The sequence below is a fragment of the Streptomyces sp. SCA2-17 genome, assembly GCF_044336695.1.
This window is the reverse complement of the sequence record NZ_CP117521.1, coordinates 5,835,474-5,854,736: the sequence shown is the minus strand read 5'-3', so window position 1 is coordinate 5,854,736 and position 19,263 is coordinate 5,835,474. Positions and strand designations below refer to the sequence as shown.

Below are 19,263 nucleotides of genomic sequence, written 5' to 3'. Positions count from 1 at the left end.
GAGCACCGACTGGAAAGGATCACCACCGTGACCGAGGACATCGTCGCGCGCGTGCTGCGGCAGTGGCAGCAGGTCCACCCGGGACTCGACACCGCGCCGATGGCCGTGATCGGCAGGCTCAACCGCTGTGCGGCGCTGCTCCAGCAGGCCACGGACGCCCCGCTGGTGCGGGAGGGGCTGACGCGCGCGGAGTTCGACATCCTCGGCACCCTGCGGCGGACGGGCCGGGAGCTGACGCCGGGACAGATCGCGCGGGAGACCTTCGCGTCGGGGGCCGCGGTGACCAAGCGGCTGCGGGTGCTCGAAGCGCGCGAGCTGGTCGCGCGCCGCGCGGACGAGCGGGACCGGCGCGTGGCGCACCTGTCCCTGACGGAGGAGGGCCGGGAGCTCATCGACCGCCTGATCCCCCATCAGCTGAGCTACGAGAACGCGCTGCTGGAGGGGCTCGGCGGGGAGCGCCGGGACGAGCTGGCGGAAACGCTGGCCGAACTGCTCGTCCTCTTGGAAGGAAGGCTGGGCGGCCTCCAGCCCTGAGCCCTTCCGGCGGATCACGGCACACGCACCGTCCACGGTGCCCGCCCCGGTCCGGCCTCCGCGGCCCCCTCTCTTTCCCGGCCCGTACCCCCCAGGGGTACGGGCCGGATTCGTTCCCGCGCCTTGCGCGAAATACACCCCAGGGGTATACATGGAGTCAAGAGATACCCCCTAGGGGTATGAGGGGAACGGCGGCGAGGAGTGCAGATGAGCACCACGAGCAGTACCACCAGGACCGGCACGGCCGAGGTGGAACTCGCGATCGGCGGCATGACCTGCGCCTCCTGCGCCGCCCGCATCGAGAAGAAGCTCAACCGCATGGACGGCGTCGAGGCCACCGTCAACTACGCCACCGAGAAGGCCAAGGTCGTCTACGGCGGGGACGTCGCCGTGGACGACCTGATCGCCACGGTAGTCGCCACCGGCTACACCGCCGAACCTCCCGCGCCGCCCGCCCCGGCCGCGGAGGAGGCCGGGGCCGAGCGGCCCGCGGCCCCGGAGGGCGGCGAGCTGCGGACGCTGCGGCAGCGGCTGGTCACCGCCGTGACGCTGGCCGTCCCGGTCATCCTGCTGGCGATGGTGCCGGCGTTGCAGTTCACGTACTGGCAGTGGCTGTCGCTGACCCTGACGGCGCCGGTCGTGACGTACGCGGCCTGGCCCTTCCACCGCGCCGCCGTCACCAACGCCCGGCACGGCGCGGCCACCATGGACACCCTGATCTCGGTCGGCGTCTCGGCGGCCTTCCTGTGGTCGGTGTGGGCGCTGTTCCTCGGCGACGCGGGCATGCCCGGCATGACGCACGCCTTCGAGCTGACCGTCGGGCGCAGCGACGGCGCGGAGAACATCTACCTGGAGGCGGCCGCGGGCGTCACCGCGTTCATCCTGGCCGGCCGGTACTTCGAGGCGCGCTCCAAGCGCAAGGCGGGGGCCGCGCTGCGGGCGCTGATGGAGCTGGGCGCCAAGGAGGTCACGGTGCTGCGAGGCGGGAGCGAGGAGCGCATTCCCGTGTCCGGCCTGGCCGTCGGGGACCGCTTCGTCGTCCGGCCCGGCGAGAAGATCGCCACGGACGGCACGGTCGTCGAGGGGAGCTCCGCCGTAGATGCCTCGATGCTCACCGGCGAGTCCGTCCCGGTCGAGGTCGGCGCGGGCGACCCGGTCACCGGCGCGACCCTCAACGCGGGCGGCCGCCTCGTCGTGGAGGCCGGCCGGGTCGGTGCCGACACGCAGCTGGCCCGGATGGCGAAGCTCGTCGAGGACGCCCAGAACGGCAAGGCGGCGGCCCAGCGCCTCGCCGACCGCATCTCCGCCGTCTTCGTCCCGGTCGTGATCGCCCTGGCGCTCGGCACGCTCGGGGTCTGGCTCGCGACCGGCGCCGGGGCGACCGCGGCGTTCACCGCCGCCGTGGCGGTGCTGATCATCGCGTGCCCGTGCGCGCTGGGGCTCGCCACGCCCACCGCCCTGATGGTCGGCACCGGGCGCGGCGCCCAGCTCGGCATCCTCATCAAGGGCCCCGAGATCCTGGAGACCACCCGCAAGGCCGACACGATCGTCCTCGACAAGACCGGCACCGTCACGACCGGCCGGATGACCCTGCTCGCCGTCCGCACCGCCGGCGGTGTGAGCGAGGCCGAGGCCCTGCGGCTGGCCGGCGCGCTGGAACACGCCTCCGAGCACCCCATCGCCCAGGCGATCGCCGCCGGTGCTGCCGAGCGGACCGGGCGGCTGCCCGTGCCGGAGGACTTCGCCAACCTGCCGGGGCTCGGCGTGCAGGGCGTGGTCGAGGGGCACGCCGTGCTCGTCGGCCGGGAGAAGCTGCTGGCCATGGGGGCACCCCCTGGACCGGAGCTTGTCGGAGGTCCTTGGGGGAGGGCGATGACGCTGCCGGGCGAGCTGCGCGAGGCGCAGGACGCCGCGGAGGCCGCGGGTCGCACCGCCGTCCTGGTCGCGTGGGACGGCGAGGCCCGCGCGGTGCTGGAGGTGGCCGACGCGGTCAAGGACACCAGCGCCGAGGCCGTCCGGCGGCTGCGCGCGCTCGGCCTCACGCCGATCCTGCTCACGGGCGACAACAAGGCCGTCGCCGAAGCCGTCGCCGCCGAGGTGGGCATCGACGAGGTGATCGCCGAGGTCATGCCGCAGGACAAGGTGGACGTCGTCAAGCGGCTCCAGGCCGAGGGCCGTTCGGTGGCCATGGTCGGCGACGGCGTCAACGACGCGGCCGCCCTCGCCCAGGCCGACCTGGGCCTGGCGATGGGCACCGGCACCGACGCCGCCATCGAGGCGGGCGACCTCACGCTCGTCCGCGGCGACCTGCGCACCGCCGCCGACGCGATCCGCCTCGCCCGCCGCACGCTCGGCACCATCAAGGCGAACCTCTTCTGGGCCTTCGCCTACAACGTGGCCGCCCTGCCGCTGGCGGCCCTGGGGCTGCTGAACCCGATGATCGCCGGGGCGGCGATGGCCTTCTCGTCGGTCTTCGTCGTGGGCAACAGCCTGCGGCTGCGCGGGTTCCGGCCCGTCGACTGAGGCCTCCCGCACCGCCTGCCCGCTCGTACGCGGCCGGCCGGACCCGCCCCGGGGTCCGGCCGGCCGCGTCGTCGTCCCACCGGGCCGCTCACGGAGCCGGCCGTGCTCAGCGCGACGTGGCCGGGGTCGGCAGCTTGGCCGCGGGGAAGGCGTTGTTGCTGTCGCAGACCAGGTCGGAGATCACGACGCCGCCGCCGCTGAGCTCGACCTTGACGTCACGGATCTGCCGCCCGCGCGGCACCTCGTTCGCGGCCGCGGTGCACACGAACTGGCTGCGGGCGACCGACGAGAGCCGCAGGACGTTGTACGGCATCTGGATGCCCACCCGCAAGGTGCCGGTGGTGACGTGCACCTCGCCGTTCATCTTGGGCACGTCGGTGTACAGGCCCCGGATCCGCTGCTCCTCGTCCGGCCCCTCCAGCAGGAGCACGATGGCGTCCTCGGCGCCGAGCTTGACCTTGGCCTGGCGGGTCACCTGCGTCACGCCGGTGGGCGACATGAAGTAGAGCTTCGCCTCCGCGGCGTTGACCTCTCCCTGCCGCTTGGCGCCCGTCGCGGGCTGCCCCACGTCGATGACGCCGGTGGTCGTCACGCCGCAGCCCGCGAGCGCGGTCAGCAGCGCGGACGCCAGGGCGGCGTGCCGCAGTCGCCGTGCCGTCATGCCGTCTCGCCCCCGCCCTGCCGCAGCGGCAGCTCCACCGTGAACACCGCGCCTCCTCCCGGCCGGTTGGCGGCCCGTACGGTCCCGTCGTGCAGGCGTACGTTCTCCAGGGTGATCGCGAGGCCGAGGCCGCTGCCCTCGGAGCGGGCGCGGGCGGAGTCGGCCTTGAAGAACCGCTCGAAGACGTGCGGCAGCACGTCGGGGTCGATGCCCTGGCCGCGGTCGGCGATCTCGATCAGCAGGCGGCGGCCCTCCTCGCCGTGGGCCACCCGCACCGCGACGTCCACCGGCGCGCCGCCGTGCTTGAGGGCGTTGCCCACGAGGTTGGCGACGACGACGTCGATGCGGCGCGGGTCCAGCCGGGCGCGGACGCCCTCGGGCAGGTCGGCGGCGACCTTCTCCTGCCAGCCGCGGGCCTGGACGGTCTTGCGGATCGTCTCGGAGACGTCGACCTCGTCCAGGTGGAGGGCGGCGGCGCCCGCGTCGAAGCGGGAGATCTCCATCAGGTCCTCGACCATCCGCGCGAGCTTCCCGGTCTCCTCGCTGATGAGGCGGACGGCGTAGGCCGTGTCGGGGTCGAGGCCGGCGGCGTCCTCGTCGAGGACGTCGACGACGGCGGTCATGGCGGCCAGCGGGGTGCGCAGCTCGTGCGAGACGTCGGCGGCGAAGCGCCGCGAGTTCGCCTCCATGCGGCGCAGTTCTGCGACGTTCTCCTCCAGGGCCTCGGCCATGTCGTTGAAGGTGCGGGAGAGGTCGGCGAGTTCGTCGCGGCCGGTGACCTTGAGCCGGGTGTCGAGCTCGCCGGCGGCGATCTTGCGGGAGGCGCGGCGCAGCTCGCGCACGGGCCGCAGCACGCCGCTCGCGGCGATGAGGGCGGGCACGGCGGCCAGGGCGACGGCGGGCAGGGCGCCTCTCTGGGCGGCCTTGACCAGGGCCTGGACGTTCGCCTCGTCCTCGCGGAGCGGCATCTGCGCGTAGACCTCCAGGCCGGAGGCCTCGCTGGTGCCGCGGTAGGTGACGGGCAGGCCGATGGCGAGCCACGGCTCGCCGCCGCTGTCGAGGCGCTGGAAGGCGGGGATGCCCGCGCGGACCTTCGCCTGGACGCCCTGCGGGATCCTGCCGGGGCCGCCGCCGGGCACGAGCCCGCTGCCGTGGTAGCGCAGGTGGACGGACCAGCGCTGGGCGCCGCCCGCCGTGTTCAGCCGGTGCTGGAGGTCCTGGAGGGCCTGCTGGGACAGCGGGAAGGTGTAGTCGGGGACCTGTGAGTTCACCTGGGAGCGCAGCGCCTCGATGGCGGTGTCCTGGGTGCGCTTGAGGATGGCCGTCCGGGCCTCGCGGAAGGTCAGGGCCGCCGTGGTGAGCGCGCTGAGCGCGGCGACCAGGAGGAACGCGAGCACGAGGCGGGCGCGGAGGCCGGCGGCGACGTCGCGCAGGGACGGGCGGCGGAAGGCGGGGCGCCGCAGGCAGGCGGGCCGTCTCACAGGGGTCCGAAGCGGTAGCCGAAGCCGCGGACGGTCTGGATGTACTTCGGCGACCGGGTCGATTCCTCGATCTTGGTGCGCAGCCGCATCACGCACGCGTCCACGAGGCGGGCGTCCCCGTGGTAGCTGTGCTCCCACACGTGCTCCAGGAGCTGCTGGCGGCTGAAGACGCGGCCGGGAGTGGCGGACAGGTACAGCAGCAGCTTCATCTCGGAGGGGGCGAGCGGCAGGTCCTGGCCGTGCTTGGCGACGAGGAGGCCCTTGCGGTCGATGGTCAGGTCGCCGTGGGTCTCCACGGGCTGGAGGGAGGCCGGGTCCGGTCCGCCGTCGCCGGGGGCGGCTCGGCGCAGCACGGCGCGGATGCGGGCCTCCAGGACCTCGCCGCGGGCGGGCTTGACGATGTAGTCGTCGGCGCCGGCCTCCAGGCCGAGGACGACGTCTATGTCGTCGCCGCGCGCGGTGAGCATGATGATCGGGATCTGCTGGGTGGCCCGGATGCGGCGGCACACTTCGAAGCCGCTCTTGTCGGGCAGCATGAGGTCGAGCAGGACGAGGTCGGGCCGGAAGGTCTCCATGGCGGCGAGCCCGGCCTCGCCGGTGGCCGCGCCCTCCACCTCGTGGCCGCGGCGGCGCAGGGTGAGGGAGACGCCTTCCCGTACCGCGCGGTCGTCCTCGATCAGCAGCACCCGTGACATGCGGACAGTATCGTTCCCTTCAGTACGCGCGTGCGCCGCACGGCCCTCCGAACGGCAGAACTGTCACAGACTGCTCATATTCCTGCGTCATATGCCGATGTGCCGTCGCAGCAGGGCCCGGAAGTCCCGGTCGAACGCCTCGTAGCGGCGCCGCAGCCCTTCCCCCGGCCAGTCCGCCGGCAGCAGGGCCCCGGGCAGGACCGGGTCCGCCAGGAGGTGGCGGAGGACGGCGGCCGAGACCGTGAAGCGCCCGGCCAGGTCCGCCGTGCGGTCCTCGCGCAGGGCGGACTCCAGGGCCCGGGCGCGGGCCGCCCAGCCGTCCAGGTCCCACAGGGCCGCCGCGAGGTCCGCCGGGTCGCCCTCCGGGGCGCCGGTGAACAGCGCGCACTGGGCCGTGACGACCGGCGGCCGGTCCCGCGGCTCCCGCAGGAGGTTGGCGGGGCGCATCCAGCAGCCCTCGCGGAGCTCGCCGAGGCGGAGCGCGGCCATGGCCTGCCGGAAGGCGGCGCGGTCGGGCGCGGAGCGGCGGTCGGCGGTGACGACGGCGATCTCCCAGTCACCGTCCCAGCGCCGGGTGCGCGGCGCCCGGCTGTCGTCCTGGCGGGCCTGGCGGGCGACGAGCCGGCCGGAGAGCCGGTAGGTGCCGTCGCGCTGCTCCAGGTCCCCCGCCGCGACCATCCGGGTCAGCGCCGTCCGCACCGTCCCCTCCGCGGTCCCGAACAGCTCCCCCACGCGGACGAGGGCGCGGGCGGGCAGGGCGGGCGGGTGGTGCCCCAGGAGCGTGGAGAGCACGACCGAGCGCGCGGTCAGGGGGCGCAGCGAAAGGGATTCGTCCATGGCCGGCCCCAACCTACCCACCGCCCGCTCCGGCCCTTCCCCCAAGGTCCTTTCTCGAGGTCCTTTCTCGGGGCCCTTCGCTCACGGTCTATCCATTACGGTCTCGGATCACGCATCATAAAAGTGTAATGCCGCAATGCCGCCCCCGCAGGAGGTCGCCGTGAGCGCCACGCACGAAGTCTTCAACCAGGCCCCGCCCCTGACCGGCTTCACCACCGCCGACGACCCCGCCCTGCTGGAGGCGCTGCGCCGCGACGGCGGGGCGTGGGGCGAGGCCGAGGTCCGCGAGCTGGGCGCGCGGGCCGGCTCGGAGGAGGTGCAGGACTGGGCGCGCATGGCCGAGGCGCACCCACCGGTGCTGCGCACGCACGACCGGTACGGCCACCGCGTCGACGAGGTCGAGTTCCACCCCGCTTGGCACCAGTTGATGGCCGCCGCCGTGGAGAGCGGCCAGCACGCCGCCCCCTGGGCCGAGTCCCGCTCCGGCGCGCACCTGGTGCGGGCCGCGAAGTTCTACGCGTGGGCCCAGGCCGAGCCCGGCCACGGCTGCCCCGTCTCGATGACCTACGCCGCCGTCCCCGCGCTCCGCGCCGAGCCCGCGCTGGCCGCCGCGTACGAGCCGCTGCTGGCCTCCCGCACGTACGACTACGGGCTGCGGCCGCCGCTCGGCAAGCAGGGCCTGATCGCGGGCATGTCGATGACGGAGAAGCAGGGCGGCTCGGACGTCCGCGCCAACACCACCGCGGCCGTGCCCGCGGGCGACGGCTCGTACGTCGTCACCGGCCACAAGTGGTTCACGTCCGCGCCGATGAGCGACGTCTTCCTCGTGCTCGCGCAGGCCGAGGAGGGGCTGACCTGCTTCCTCATGCCGCGCGTCCTGCCCGACGGCACCCGCAACACCATGCGCTTGCAGCGGCTCAAGGACAAGCTCGGCAACCGCTCCAACGCCTCGGCCGAGATCGAGTACGAGCGGGCCGTGGCCTGGCCGGTCGGCGAGCCGGGCCGCGGGGTGCGCACGATCGTCGAGATGGTGAACATGACCCGGCTCGACTGCGTCATCGGCTCCGCGGCCGGCATGCGCGCGGGCCTGCGGCAGGCCCTGCACCACGCGGCGCACCGCAAGGCGTTCGGGGCGGAGCTGATCGACCAGCCGCTGATGCGCAACGTCCTGGCCGACCTGGCGGTGGAGTCGGAGGCCGCGACGGTGCTCGCGATGCGGCTCGCGGCGGCGCTCGACCGCTCCTCCGCGGGCGACGCCGCCGAGGCCGCGCTGCGCCGGCTCGCGCTCGCCGCCGGCAAGTACTGGGTCTGCAAGCGCGGCAGCACCCACGCCGCCGAGGCGCTGGAGTGCCTGGGCGGCAACGGCTACGTCGAGGAGTCCGGCATGCCGCGGCTCTACCGCGAGGCCCCCCTGCTGTCCATCTGGGAGGGCTCGGGCAACGTCGCCGCCCTCGACGTGCTGCGCGCGCTCGGCAGGGAACCGGCCGCCCTGGACGCCTACTTCGCCGAGGTCGGCGCGGCGGCGGGGGCGGACGCCCGGCTCGACGCGGCGGCCGCGCGCCTGCGCGACCTGCTCGGGTCGCTCGGCGACCCGGGCCGCGCCCAGCTCCTGGCCAGGCGCCTGGCAGAACAGCTCACCCTCGTCCTCCAGGGCAGCCTGCTCGTCCGGTACAGCCCCCCGGCCGTCGCCGACGCCTTCTGCGCCTCCCGCCTCGACGGGGAGTGGGGCAACGCCTTCGGCACGCTGCCGCCGGGGGCGGACCTGGGGCAGATCCTCGACCGCGCCGCGCCGAAGGCCGGGCAGTGACGGCGGACGGGGGCGGAGCCTCGGGCCCGGACGGCCCTGCGCGGCAGGGCCGTCGCTCCGCCGGCGGGCCCGCCCCCGCGGTCCGCACCGAACGCCGCGGTCCCGTCACCACCGTCGTCCTGTCCCGGCCGGACGCCCGCAACGCCGTGGACGGGCCCACCGCGCGGCTGCTCGCCGACGCCTTCCGCTCCTTCGAGGCCGACGACGACGCCCTCGTCGCGGTGCTGTGGGGCGAGGGCGGCACGTTCTGCGCCGGGGCCGACCTGAAGGCGATGGGCGGCGAGCGCGGCAACCGCGTGGACCCCGGCGGCGACGGCCCGATGGGGCCCACGCGAATGCGGCTGTCGAAGCCCGTCATCGCGGCGGTCAGCGGCTACGCCGTCGCGGGCGGCCTGGAGCTCGCCCTCTGGTGCGACCTGCGGATGGCCGAGGAGGACGCCGTCTTCGGCGTGTTCTGCCGCCGCTGGGGCGTGCCGCTGATCGACGGCGGCACGGTCCGCCTGCCCCGCCTCGTCGGGACGGGCCGCGCCCTGGACATGATCCTGACGGGCCGCCCGGTCCCGGCGCCCGAGGCGTACGCGATGGGGCTCGCCGACCGCGTCGTCCCCACGGGCACGGCCCGCGCCGCCGCGGAGCGGCTGGCGGCGGAGATCGCCGGCTTCCCCCAGGACTGCCTGCGCGGCGACCGGGCGTCCGTCCTCGGCCAGGAGGGTCTCACCGAAGAGGCGGCGATGGCCGCCGAATTCGCCTACGGAAAGGCGTCATTGGCCAAGTCGGCGGAGGGCGTGGCGCGCTTCGCCGCCGGGGCGGGCCGGCACGGGGACTTCACGCGGACGCCTCCTTCGTCCTCGTTGCCGGGTGAATCCCGCACATAAACCACACAGTTCTTCATCCCTTCGGTGGGATTGCCCCCGCCAGGGGGCAGTTGAGGGCTGGACAACCGGCAGGATCGCCCCGTGAGCGGATGGGTGCGCGCTGGGCGTGCGGGGATCGTGGCCTTCGCGGCCGTACTGGCGACGACGGGGCCGGCGGCGGGCGCGGGGCCCGTCCCGGGAGAGGACCCCGGTCCCGGAGCGGGTCCGGACCGGGGCGTCCGGACGGCTGAGCTGCACGGTGCCGGTGAGCAGGAGCGCCGGGCGGACGAGCAGCGCCCGAGCGGCAGGCAGCGCCAAGACGACGGGCCGCAGCACCACGCCGGAGAGCGCCCGCCCGGCGGTCCGCCGCCCGTGCCCCGCCGACACCGCCCCGGGTCCGGCTCCGCCCTCGTCGAGCACGGCCCCGGCCGGCTCCGCGTGGTGGCCGGCGACCCCGGCGGGCCCGGGGACGAAGCCACCGCGGTGATCGTGAACAGGCCCGGCTGTCTCGCCCTCGCCGCCGGTGACGGGGCGGACTCCGCAATCCTCGTCATCGGCTGCCACCGGACCCCGCCCCCGGCCCCGCCGGCTCCCCCGCAGCCACCCGCGCCCCGCCCCGTACCACCACCGCAGCCCCGCCCCGCACTGCCGCCACCCCCGGCGCCCCGGGTGCACCTCGCGCCCGCGCCGGCCCCGCCGGCCCCCGCCGCTCGGCCCGTAGCAGCAGCGCCGCACAGCGAGCCTCCCCCGGCACCCGAGCCCGCACCGCCCACTCCCCCGCACGTCATTCCGCGCGCCTACCACGCGTCCGCCCCGCGCCCGCCCGACGGCGGGGCCTCCCTGGTCACCCTCACCCTGCTGCTGACCACACCGGCCGTGCTCGCCGCGGCCATCCTGCGGCCCCGGGGCGGCGGCAGCGGCGGCCGCCGCGCCTGACACCCGTAGCCACGGCCCGTAGGTACCCCCCGTAGCGCCCGTACCCGAACTCCCATCTTCCGGAGGTTTCCCTTGTCCGAGTGGCTGGTCCTGGTCCTCGCCATGGCCGCGGCATGCGCGGTCGTGCTGACCATCACCGTGCTCCGGGAGCGCAGGCGCGGCGAGGACGAAGACCCGAGCGAGACACCCGACGTCATCGAGTACATGACGATGATGATCGGCGTTGTCTACGCCATCGTGCTGGGCCTGGCCATCGCCGGCGTCTGGGAGGCCCGCAACGGCGCCCAGGACCAGGTCCTCACCGAGGCTCAGGCGCTGCACGAGGTCACCGAGCGGGTCCAGGCGTACGCGCCGGCGGCCCGCGACCGCACGCGCGAGGACGTCAACACCTACGTGAGCTACGTGGTGCACAAGGAGTGGCCGGTGATGCTCAAGCGCGGCGAGCTGACCGACCGCGGGGCGATGCTCCTGGACAAGGTGCGCGAGGACCTCACCTCGTACGAGCCGCGCAACGACCACGAGGGCCAGTCCTACCAGCCGCTGCTGGACCAGGTCGGCGCCGCGGACGCCGCGCGCAACGCCCGGGCGCAGAGCGCGGGCGACACCATGCCGGGCGTGGTGTGGTTCGGCCTGGTGGCAGGTGCGCTGATCGCCGTGGGGCTGATCTTCACGCTGCAGATCCGGCGCTCGCCGCGCGAGCTGCTGCTGGCCGGGCTCTACAGCGCCCTGATCGCCTTCCTTCTCTTCCTGATCTGGGACTTCAACTCGCCCTTCGGGCACACCGTCGCCGACTCCACCGCGCCGTTCACCGATCTGTTCGCCATCTGACGGGCAGGTGCTTGAGGCCGTTCTGGAAGTTCGACGTGAGCCGCACCGCCTCGCCCGCCCGCTCCAGGCCGGGCAGGCGGTCGAGGACCGCCCGCAGCACGGCGCGCAGCTGGGCGCGGGCGAGGTGGGCGCCCAGGCAGAAGTGCGGGCCGAAGCCGAAGCTGACGTGGTCGTTGGGACTGCGGGTGATGTCGAAGCGGTCCGGGTCCGCGAAGACGCGCTCGTCACGGTTGGCGGACGGGTGGAAGACGACGACCTTCTCGCCGCGCCGGATGCACTGCCCGCCCAGCTCGGTGTCGTGGGCGGCGGTGCGCCGGAAGTGCACGACCGGCGGCCAGTAGCGCAGCATCTCCTCCACGGCGGAGGGGATCAGGTCCGGCCGGGTGCGCAGGAGGGCGTACTGGCCGGGGTGGTCGAGGAGCGTCAGCAGGCCACCGGGGAGGGCGTGGCGTACGGTCTCGCTCCCCGCGACCGCGAAGAGGAAGAACATCATCTCGAACTCGTCCCGGGTGAGGCCCCCTTCGCGCATGGCCGCCATCACGCTGCCGGGCGCGGGCCGCTCGGCGAGCGCGTGGGCGTAGTGGAACATGTCGGCCAGCGCCTCGCGCGAGCGCGGGTTGACCGGGTACCCGTCGGGCCGGGTGCGCGGGGCGGGGCGCCGGGCGAGGGCCGCGCGGCCCATCGGGGTGAGCCCGTCCGGGGCGGTCTCCGAGAGCGCGTAGTCCGTGTCCTGGTAGCCGATGATCCGGTTCGCCCAGTCGTGGATCAGCGCGCCGTCCTCCCGCGGCACGCCCAGGACGTGGGCCAGGGTCCGCACGGGCAGGTCCGCGGAGAGCGCCACGAAGTCGGCCTCGCCGCGGCCGGCGACGCCGTCGACCAGCGCGCCGGCGCGTGAGTCGATCACGGCCTCCAGTTCGCGCACGGCGCGCGGCGTGAGCGACGCGGCGACGATCCGGCGCAGCCTGCTGTGGCCGGGCGGGTCCTGGTTGAGCATGGTGGCCCGTACGAACTTCAGGTCGGCCTCGGTGTCGGGGTCGCGCAGCTGGGTGGCGCCCAGGTGCGAGGAGAAGGTCCGCGGGCTGCGCAGCACGTGCTTGACGTCGGCGTGCCGGAAGACCGCCCAGAAGCCGGGGCCCGGCGGCCAGGGGCCGACGGCCGGTTCCCCGATGCGGCACACGGGGCGGTGCTTCCTCAGCTCCCGGAAGCGCGCGTAGGGCACGCCGCGGGCATAAGTACCGGGCAGGAAGACGTCGTCGGTCACCTGTTCTACGGTCACGCGTGGACCGTAGACCCTCCTCTGGCGGGCGGGTCAAGGGCTCGCCACAATGTGTGGGGTGACCATCGGCCGGCACGACGGACGGAGGTACGGATAGTGACCGACATCAGGTGCGGCACCGCGGGCCCGCAGCGCGTCGTCGACGACGCCGAAGCGGAGGCCCTGGTCCGCGGGATCTGTTTCAAGACGGGCCCACCGCGGTTCCTCGGCGTCGAACTGGAATGGCTCGTCCACGACGTTCAGGATCCCTCCCGGCCCGTCTCCCCCCGCCGCCTGGCAGCCGCCGCCGACCGGCTGCAAACCCTCCCGCTGCACTCTCTGTTCACCATCGAGCCCGGCGGCCAGCTGGAGTTCAGCTCCCGCCCCGCGGAGTCCCTCACCGCCTGTGTGGAGGAAGTCTCCGCCGATCTGGCCGCGGCCCGCTCCGCGCTCCGCTCCCTCGGCCTCCGCCTCGCCGGCTACGGCAAGGACCCCTGGCATCCCGCGCGCCGCGTCCTCACCACGCCCCGCTACCGGGCGATGGAGGACTTCTACGACCACTGGGGCGGCGCCGGCCGCACCATGATGACGAAGACCGCCTCGGTGCAGGTGTGCGTCGACGCCGGGCACGAGGAGCCCGGGCCGCTCGGCTTCGGGCGGCGCTGGCAGCTGGCCCACCTGCTGGGCGCGGTCCTCGTGGCCGCGTTCGCCAACTCCCCGCTGGACGGCGGCCGCCCCACCGGCTGGCGCTCCACCCGGCAGGCCTGTTACGAGCGGATGGACCCGAGCCGCACGCTGGCCCCGGCCGCGGACGCCGACCCGCGGGCGGCGTGGGCCGCGTACGCCCTGGACGCGCGGATCATGTGCGTACGGTCCGGGCAGGGCCCCTGGGAGCCGCCCTGGGGGCTGGACCTGCGCGGCTGGGCCCGTACGGCGCGGCCCCGGCCGGCCACCGCCGACGACGTGGCCTACCACCTGACCACGCTCTTCCCGCCGGTGCGGCCCCGCGGCCACCTGGAGCTGCGCATGATCGACGCCCAGCCGGGCGAGGACGGCTGGGTGGTGCCGCTGGCCGTCACGGCCGCCCTCTTCGACGACCCCGTGGCCGCCGAGACGTCCTACCGGGCCGTCAAGGCCCTGGCCGACACGGCGGGCCAGGAGCCCGCGCCCCGCAACGCCCTCTGGCGCAACGCCTCGCGGCTCGGGCTCGCCGACCCCGAGCTGCGCTCCGCCGCCGCCGTCTGCTTCGCCGCCGCCCGCGAGGCCCTGCCCCGGCTCGGCGCCACGCCCCGCGTGCTGGCGGCCGTCGACGCCTTCACCGGGCGGTACGTCGACCGTGGCCGCTGTCCCGCCGACGACCTCCTGGACGGCCTCGACGGTGAGCCGGTCCGGGAGAGCAAGGAGAGCACCGCATGACCGCCCCCGGCACGGATCCCGGCGTCCTCCGCCGGCGCGCCACCGACGCCCTGGTCCGCGCCCGTGCGCGCACCCGGCTCCTCACCGGATGCGTCGACGACCACGACCTGACCGCGCAGCACTCGCCGCTGATGTCGCCGCTCGTGTGGGACCTGGCGCACATCGGCAACCAGGAGGAGCAGTGGCTGCTGCGCGCCGTGGGCGGGCACGAGGCGCTGCGCCCCGAGCTCGACCCGCTGTACGACGCGTTCCAGCACCCGAGAGCGGCGCGGCCGGCGCTGCCGCTGCTGCGGCCCGCCGAGGCCCGCTCCTACGTCGCGGACGTCCGCGGCCGGGTGCTGGACGTCCTGGACGCCGTCCCCTTCGAGGGCCGTCCGCTGGTCGAGTCCGGCTTCGCGTTCGGCATGATCGCCCAGCACGAGCAGCAGCACGACGAGACCATGCTGATCACCCATCAGCTGCGGCGGGGGGCGGCGGCGCTCGGCGCGCCCGAGCCCCCCGCGGCGCCGCCGGACGCCGCGCGCCTGCCGTCCGAGGTGCTGGTCGAGGGCGGCCCGTTCACGATGGGCACGTCGGCGGAGCCGTGGGCGCTGGACAACGAGCGGCCCGCCCACCACCGCTTCGTGCCGGCGTTCTTCATCGACACGCTGCCGGTGAGCAACGGCGCCTACCTGCGCTTCATCGAGGACGGCGGCTACGGCGACGCCCGCTGGTGGCACCCGGAGGGGTGGCGGCAGGTCCGCGCGCACAAGCTGGCGGCCCCGCTGTTCTGGCGGCGGTCGGGCTCGCGCTGGCTGCGGCGGCGCTTCGGCACCGTCGAGCCCGTGCCGCCCGGCGAGCCGGTCCTGCACGTCAGCTGGTACGAGGCCGCGGCCTACGCCGCGTGGGCGGGCCGGCGGCTGCCCACCGAGGCCGAGTGGGAGAAGGCCGCCCGCCACGACCCCGCCTCGGGCAGGTCCCTGCGCTATCCGTGGGGCGACGCCGACCCCGGCCCCGAGCACGCCAACCTCGGCCAGCGGCACCTGCGGCCGGCGCCGGCGGGGGCCTACCCCGCGGGCGCCTCGCCGCTGGGCGTCCGGCAGCTGATCGGCGACGTGTGGGAGTGGACGGCCAGCGACTTCCTGCCCTACCCGGGGTTCCGGGCCTTCCCGTACCGGGAGTACTCGGAGGTCTTCTTCGGCAGCGAGCACAAGGTGCTGCGCGGGGGGTCCTTCGCCGTCGACCCGGTCGCCTGCCGGGGCACGTTCCGCAACTGGGACCTCCCGGTCCGCCGGCAGATCTTCGCCGGGTTCCGGACCGCGCGCGACGCCGAGCCCGCCTGATGTGCCGCCACATCGCGGTCCTCGGGCCGCCGGAGCCGATCGGCGCGAGCGTCGCGGACCCGCCGCACTCCCTCGTGCGCCAGTCCTGGGCGCCGCGCCGGCAGCGCCACGGCACGGTCAACGCGGACGGCTTCGGCGTCGGCTGGTACGCGGACGGCGACCCGGTGCCCGCGCGCTACCGGCGCGCGGGGCCGGTCTGGGCCGACCTGTCCTTCGCCGACCTCGCCCGCGTCGTGCGCACCCGCGCCCTCCTCGCGGCCGTCCGGGACGCCACCGGCGCGGGAGCCGACGGCGAGGCCGCCGCCGCGCCGTTCGCCGCCGGGCCCTGGCTGTTCAGCCACAACGGCGCGGTGGCCGGCTGGCCGGGCAGCGCCGCGCCGCTCGCCGCCCTGCTGCCCGCCGAGGCGCTGCTGCGGCTCGCGGCCCGCTGCGACGCCGCCTTCGTATGGGCGCTGGTGGAGCACCGGCTGCGCGGCGGCGACGCACCCGGCGGCGCCCTGGCCGACACGGTCGCCGAGCTGGCCGAGGCCGCGCCCGGCTCGCGGCTGAACCTGCTCCTCACCGACGGCGCCTCCATCGCCGCCACCGCCTGGGGCGACACGCTCTGGTACCTGGCGGACCCGGCCGGCCGCACCGCGGTCGCCTCCGAGCCCTACGACGACGACCCCCGCTGGACCGAGGTCCCCGACCGCACCCTGCTCACCGCGACCCGCACCGCCGTCACCCTGACACCGCTCAAGGAGCCCTGCCCGTGAGCCCGTTCGCCCTGACCCGCACCCTCCCCGCCGACGCGACCGCCGCGGCCCTGCGCGCCGACGTCGCCACGGGCCTGACCCGCACCCCCAAAGAGCTCCCGCCGAAGTGGTTCTACGACGCGCGCGGCAGCGAGCTGTTCGACGAGATCACCCGGCTGCCCGAGTACTACCCCACCCGCGCCGAACGCGAGATCATCATCGCCCGCGCGGACGAGATCGCCGCGGCCACCGGCGCCCGCACCCTCGTGGAGCTCGGCTCCGGCTCCTCCGACAAGACCCGCCACCTCCTTCGCGCCCTGACCGCCCGGAACTCCCTGGGCCACTACGTGCCCGTCGACGTCAGCGAGAGCGCCCTGACCGGTGCGGCCGAAGGTCTGCTGGCCGACCACCCGGGGCTCACGGTGCACGCCCTCGTCGCCGACTTCCAGTACGGCCTGCACCTGCCGCCGGCGCCCGCGCCGCGCCTGCTCGCCTTCCTCGGCGGCACCATCGGCAACCTCCGCCCGAAGGAACGATCCGCCTTCTTCGCCGCCGTCCGGGCCGAACTGGCCCCCGGCGACGCCCTGCTCCTGGGCACGGACCTGGTCAAGGACGAGCGGACGCTGGTGCGGGCCTACGACGACGCGGCGGGCGTGACCGCCGCCTTCAACAAGAACGTCCTCACCGTCATCAACCGCGAACTGGAGGCCGACTTCGACCCGGACGACTTCGACCACGTCGCCCTCTGGGACGCGCGGGAGGAGTGGATCGAGATGCGGCTGCGGGCCCGCGGCGCCCTCGTCGCGAAGATCCCCGCGCTCGACCTGGCCGTCCACTTCGCCGCGGGCGAGGAACTGCGCACCGAGATCTCCGCCAAGTTCCGCGAACCGGGCATGCGGGCCGAGCTGGCGGCGGCCGGGCTGGAGACCACCCACTGGTGGACGGACGAGGAGGGGCGGTTCGCGCTGTCGCTGTCGGTGCCCGTACCGGTGCCGGCGCGCGCCGGTTAGCCTCGCCGTGTGAAGGACGAGCTGAACGAACCGCAGAAACCGCAGAACGGGAGCCTGCCGGCTGGCTTCGAGCGCGGCACGGACGGGCCGAAGGTGATCGTCGCCGGCGTCGACGGCTCCGGCACGTCCTGGCGTGCCGCCGCCTACGCCGCGGGCCTGGCCCGCCGTCAGCACGCGCTGCTCGCCGTCGTCTACGTGCAGCCGCTGCTGGCGGGCGGCGCGGCACTGGGCGCGCCGGTGTCGGAGACGACGGAGGAGGTCGCCGAGGAGCTCCTCGCCGAGATCCGCGAGGCGGCCGAGCGGCTGCGCGGCGAGCCCGGGGTGCGCTGGGAGTTCCACACCTTCCGCGGCGACCCCTACCAGGGCCTCGTCCAGGCGGCCGACGACCTCAAGGCGGACGCGGTGGTCGTCGGCGCCTCGGAGCGCGCCGGCCACCGCATCGTCGGCTCGGTCGCGGTGCGGCTGGTGAAGGCGGGGCGCTGGCCGGTGACCGTGGTGCCGTAGCGGGCGGCGGGGCCGCGGGCTCCCGGCGGTCGCGGTGAGCCGGGCGTACGCGCTCGCCTCGCGCGGGGGCGCGGGGTGCGCCACGGTGGTGGTGACCGGACCGCTTCCACCAGCACCTGGAGCAGCGCCCATGACGCACCACACCTACCGCGTGACGGAGATCGTCGGGTCCTCCCCGGACGGCGTCGACCAGGCCGTCCGCAACGGCCTCGCCCGCGCCTCGCAGACGCTGCGCAACCTCGACTGGTTCGAGGTCACGCAGATCAGGGGCCATCTGGTGGACGGCGCGATCGGGCACTACCAGGTGGGCCTCAAGGTCGGCTTCCGCCTGGACGGCGGCGACTGAGCACCGGCGGCGGCCGGTACGTGCCTACGCCTCCCATCCGGGCGTGCGGGCCGTCTCCGGGGTCTCGGTGTCCAGGGGGACGGAGCCGGCGCGGACGAGGCCCAGCTGGACGCCCTGGCGGGGCAGGGCCGCGTCCAGGAGCCAGTCGGCGGCCACACGGATGCGGTTGCCGGGCATGGCCGCCAGGTGGTAGCCGCGGGTGACCGCGGCGGCCACGGGCCCGGACAGCGGGATGTGCAGCGGGTCGGCCGCCGCCTGAGCACCGCCGAGTGCGACGGTGAAGCCCAGGTCGCGGTGGCGGTACGGGCGGCGCTCGCCGCGCCCGTAGGAGGCCGCGATGTTGCGGGCGGCGGCCCGGCCTTGGCGCTGGGCGTGCTGGGCGGTCATGGGGGTGTACTCGCCGGGCCGCGTGAGGTCGGGCACGGCGGCGGCGTCGCCGCAGGCGAGGACCTCCGGCCGGCCGGGCACAGCCAGGTACTCGTCCACGCACAGCCGCCCCTGTTCCGTGGGCAGGCCGAGGCCGGCGACCAGCGGGTCCGGGCGGACGCCGACGCACCAGACGAGGGAGCGGGTGGGGACGAACTCTCCGTCGTCCAGGTGCACGCCCTCGCGCGTGGCCTCCTTGACGGACGTGCGCGTACGGATCTCCACGCCGCGGCGGCGCAGCACGCGCTCGGCGGTGCGGGAGAGGCGCTCGTCCAGCCCGGGGAGGATGCGCGGGGCCGTGTCGAGCAGCAGCCAGCGGGGGCGGGCGCCGGCCGCGCGCAGGGCGCTGTTGCGGCGTACGAGGGAGTCCGTGAACAGCACGCCGTGCGCGGCGACTTCGGTGCCGGTGTAGCCGGCGCCGGCGACCGCGAAGGTCAGGCGGGCGGCGCACTCCTCCGCGGAGGCCGCGGAGGCGGCCAGTTCGGTCTGGCGTACGACGTGGTCGCGCAGGTAGAGGGCCTCGGGCAGGCCGCGGAAGCCGTGGGCGCGCTCGGCCACGCCGGGCACGGGCAGCAGCTTGTTGACGCTGCCCACCGTGAGGAGGAGCCGGTCGTAGCGCAGGGATCCGCGGTCGCCCTCGGGGCCGGTGTACGTGACGTGCCGCCCGTCGAGGTCGACCGCGTCCACGGTGCCGAGGACCAGCCGCACGTGCGGCAGCGTCCCGGTCAGGGACACCGTCACCCGGCGCGGTTCGAGGACGCCGGCCGCGACCTCGGGCAGGAGGGGCAGGTAGAGGAAGTGGTCGTGCGGGTTGACCAGCACGATCTCGGCGGCGCCGCGTGCCGTGCGGGACAGCTCGCGGGCGGCCTGGTAGCCGGCGAATCCGGCTCCGACGATGACGATCCTGGCTCGGTTGCTCACTCGCGCCTCCCGGGTTCCGGTTGCGGGGGTTCTCCGGTGGTCCGCGTTCTCCGGTTGTCCGCCGGGCAGCGGTCCAAACGGGGCCGAACGGATGCCGGGGACGGGGAAGGCCCGGACCGGCAGGTCTGCAAGTCGCTTATTCCGGTCGTATACAGAACTGCACGATTGTGCAG

At 75.2% G+C, this 19,263-nt stretch carries 18 protein-coding genes; 12 read left to right on the top strand and 6 right to left on the bottom strand.

Translation table 11 applies throughout. The annotated features are described in order from the left end of the window. The first annotated feature begins 27 nt into the window (after positions 1 to 27). Complete coding sequence (locus PS271_RS26215) at positions 28 to 534, top strand: MarR family winged helix-turn-helix transcriptional regulator (RefSeq protein ID WP_120758069.1); 507 nt, start codon at positions 28 to 30, stop codon at positions 532 to 534. A gap of 207 nt (positions 535 to 741) precedes the next feature. Further along, positions 742 to 3,057: a heavy metal translocating P-type ATPase gene (locus tag PS271_RS26210; RefSeq protein WP_398385154.1), complete on the top strand. Its 2,316-nt coding sequence runs from the start codon at positions 742 to 744 to the stop codon at positions 3,055 to 3,057. A gap of 106 nt (positions 3,058 to 3,163) precedes the next feature. Here the strand turns inward: PS271_RS26210 and PS271_RS26205 are convergent, their stop codons facing one another. From PS271_RS26205 to PS271_RS26190, 4 genes are all read right to left on the bottom strand, one after another. Then, entirely contained in the window at positions 3,164 to 3,718 is a 555-nt protein-coding gene (locus PS271_RS26205; RefSeq protein WP_398385153.1) for a hypothetical protein, read from the bottom strand. Then, a complete protein-coding gene (locus PS271_RS26200; protein ID WP_398387066.1) occupies positions 3,715 to 5,181 on the bottom strand; it encodes an ATP-binding protein in 1,467 nt (488 codons plus the stop codon). The genes PS271_RS26205 and PS271_RS26200 overlap by 4 nt, the downstream gene beginning before the upstream one ends. A 14-nt stretch (positions 5,182 to 5,195) precedes the next feature. Then, positions 5,196 to 5,894 carry a response regulator gene (locus tag PS271_RS26195; protein WP_398385151.1) on the bottom strand — a complete coding sequence of 233 codons (699 nt, stop codon included), beginning with the start codon at positions 5,892 to 5,894 and terminating at the stop codon, positions 5,196 to 5,198. A gap of 87 nt (positions 5,895 to 5,981) precedes the next feature. Continuing rightward, positions 5,982 to 6,731, bottom strand: coding sequence for a PaaX family transcriptional regulator C-terminal domain-containing protein (locus tag PS271_RS26190; protein ID WP_398385149.1), 750 nt, complete (start codon positions 6,729 to 6,731; stop codon positions 5,982 to 5,984). Between the two features lie 160 nt (positions 6,732 to 6,891). On the opposite strand from PS271_RS26190, the gene PS271_RS26185 reads away from it, so the two are divergent. The 4 genes from PS271_RS26185 to PS271_RS26170 all read left to right on the top strand — a co-directional run bounded on the left by PS271_RS26185 (position 6,892) and on the right by PS271_RS26170 (position 11,156). Beyond that, complete coding sequence (locus PS271_RS26185; RefSeq protein WP_398385147.1) at positions 6,892 to 8,538, top strand: acyl-CoA dehydrogenase family protein; 1,647 nt, start codon at positions 6,892 to 6,894, stop codon at positions 8,536 to 8,538. Continuing rightward, positions 8,535 to 9,413 (top strand): crotonase/enoyl-CoA hydratase family protein, encoded by an 879-nt coding sequence (locus PS271_RS26180; protein ID WP_398385145.1) that lies wholly within the window; start codon positions 8,535 to 8,537, stop codon positions 9,411 to 9,413. The genes PS271_RS26185 and PS271_RS26180 overlap by 4 nt, the downstream gene beginning before the upstream one ends. Before the next feature lie 81 nt (positions 9,414 to 9,494). Continuing rightward, entirely contained in the window at positions 9,495 to 10,328 is an 834-nt protein-coding gene (locus PS271_RS26175; protein WP_398385143.1) for a hypothetical protein, read from the top strand. Between the two features lie 72 nt (positions 10,329 to 10,400). Continuing rightward, a complete protein-coding gene (locus PS271_RS26170; protein WP_398385142.1) occupies positions 10,401 to 11,156 on the top strand; it encodes a bestrophin-like domain in 756 nt (251 codons plus the stop codon). Here the strand turns inward: PS271_RS26170 and PS271_RS26165 are convergent. Then, positions 11,134 to 12,432: a cytochrome P450 gene (locus PS271_RS26165; protein WP_398385141.1), complete on the bottom strand. Its 1,299-nt coding sequence runs from the start codon at positions 12,430 to 12,432 to the stop codon at positions 11,134 to 11,136. The two genes, PS271_RS26170 and PS271_RS26165, sit on opposite strands and share 23 nt — an antisense overlap. Positions 12,433 to 12,528: 96 nt before the next feature. Between PS271_RS26165 and egtA the strand changes: the two genes are divergently transcribed. The 6 genes from egtA (at position 12,529) to PS271_RS26135 (ending at position 17,743) form a co-directional block, all read left to right on the top strand. Further along, positions 12,529 to 13,827: an ergothioneine biosynthesis glutamate--cysteine ligase EgtA gene (gene egtA, locus PS271_RS26160; RefSeq protein WP_398385139.1), complete on the top strand. Its 1,299-nt coding sequence runs from the start codon at positions 12,529 to 12,531 to the stop codon at positions 13,825 to 13,827. Next, positions 13,824 to 15,149 (top strand): ergothioneine biosynthesis protein EgtB, encoded by a 1,326-nt coding sequence (gene egtB, locus PS271_RS26155; RefSeq protein WP_398385137.1) that lies wholly within the window; start codon positions 13,824 to 13,826, stop codon positions 15,147 to 15,149. Before egtA ends, egtB begins: the two co-directional genes overlap by 4 nt. Next, positions 15,149 to 15,904 (top strand): ergothioneine biosynthesis protein EgtC, encoded by a 756-nt coding sequence (gene egtC, locus PS271_RS26150; protein ID WP_398385136.1) that lies wholly within the window; start codon positions 15,149 to 15,151, stop codon positions 15,902 to 15,904. The genes egtB and egtC overlap by 1 nt, the downstream gene beginning before the upstream one ends. After that, positions 15,901 to 16,893: an L-histidine N(alpha)-methyltransferase gene (gene egtD / locus PS271_RS26145; RefSeq protein WP_398385135.1), complete on the top strand. Its 993-nt coding sequence runs from the start codon at positions 15,901 to 15,903 to the stop codon at positions 16,891 to 16,893. Before egtC ends, egtD begins: the two co-directional genes overlap by 4 nt. 9 nt (positions 16,894 to 16,902) lie before the next feature. Next, complete coding sequence (locus PS271_RS26140; RefSeq protein WP_398385133.1) at positions 16,903 to 17,397, top strand: universal stress protein; 495 nt, start codon at positions 16,903 to 16,905, stop codon at positions 17,395 to 17,397. Between the two features lie 130 nt (positions 17,398 to 17,527). Further along, positions 17,528 to 17,743: a dodecin gene (locus PS271_RS26135; protein ID WP_120758082.1), complete on the top strand. Its 216-nt coding sequence runs from the start codon at positions 17,528 to 17,530 to the stop codon at positions 17,741 to 17,743. A gap of 24 nt (positions 17,744 to 17,767) precedes the next feature. Here PS271_RS26135 and PS271_RS26130 read toward each other — a convergent pair whose 3' ends face one another. Further along, positions 17,768 to 19,090, bottom strand: a complete 1,323-nt coding sequence (locus tag PS271_RS26130; protein WP_398385131.1) for an NAD(P)/FAD-dependent oxidoreductase — start codon at positions 19,088 to 19,090, stop codon at positions 17,768 to 17,770. Positions 19,091 to 19,263: the final 173 nt, after the last annotated feature.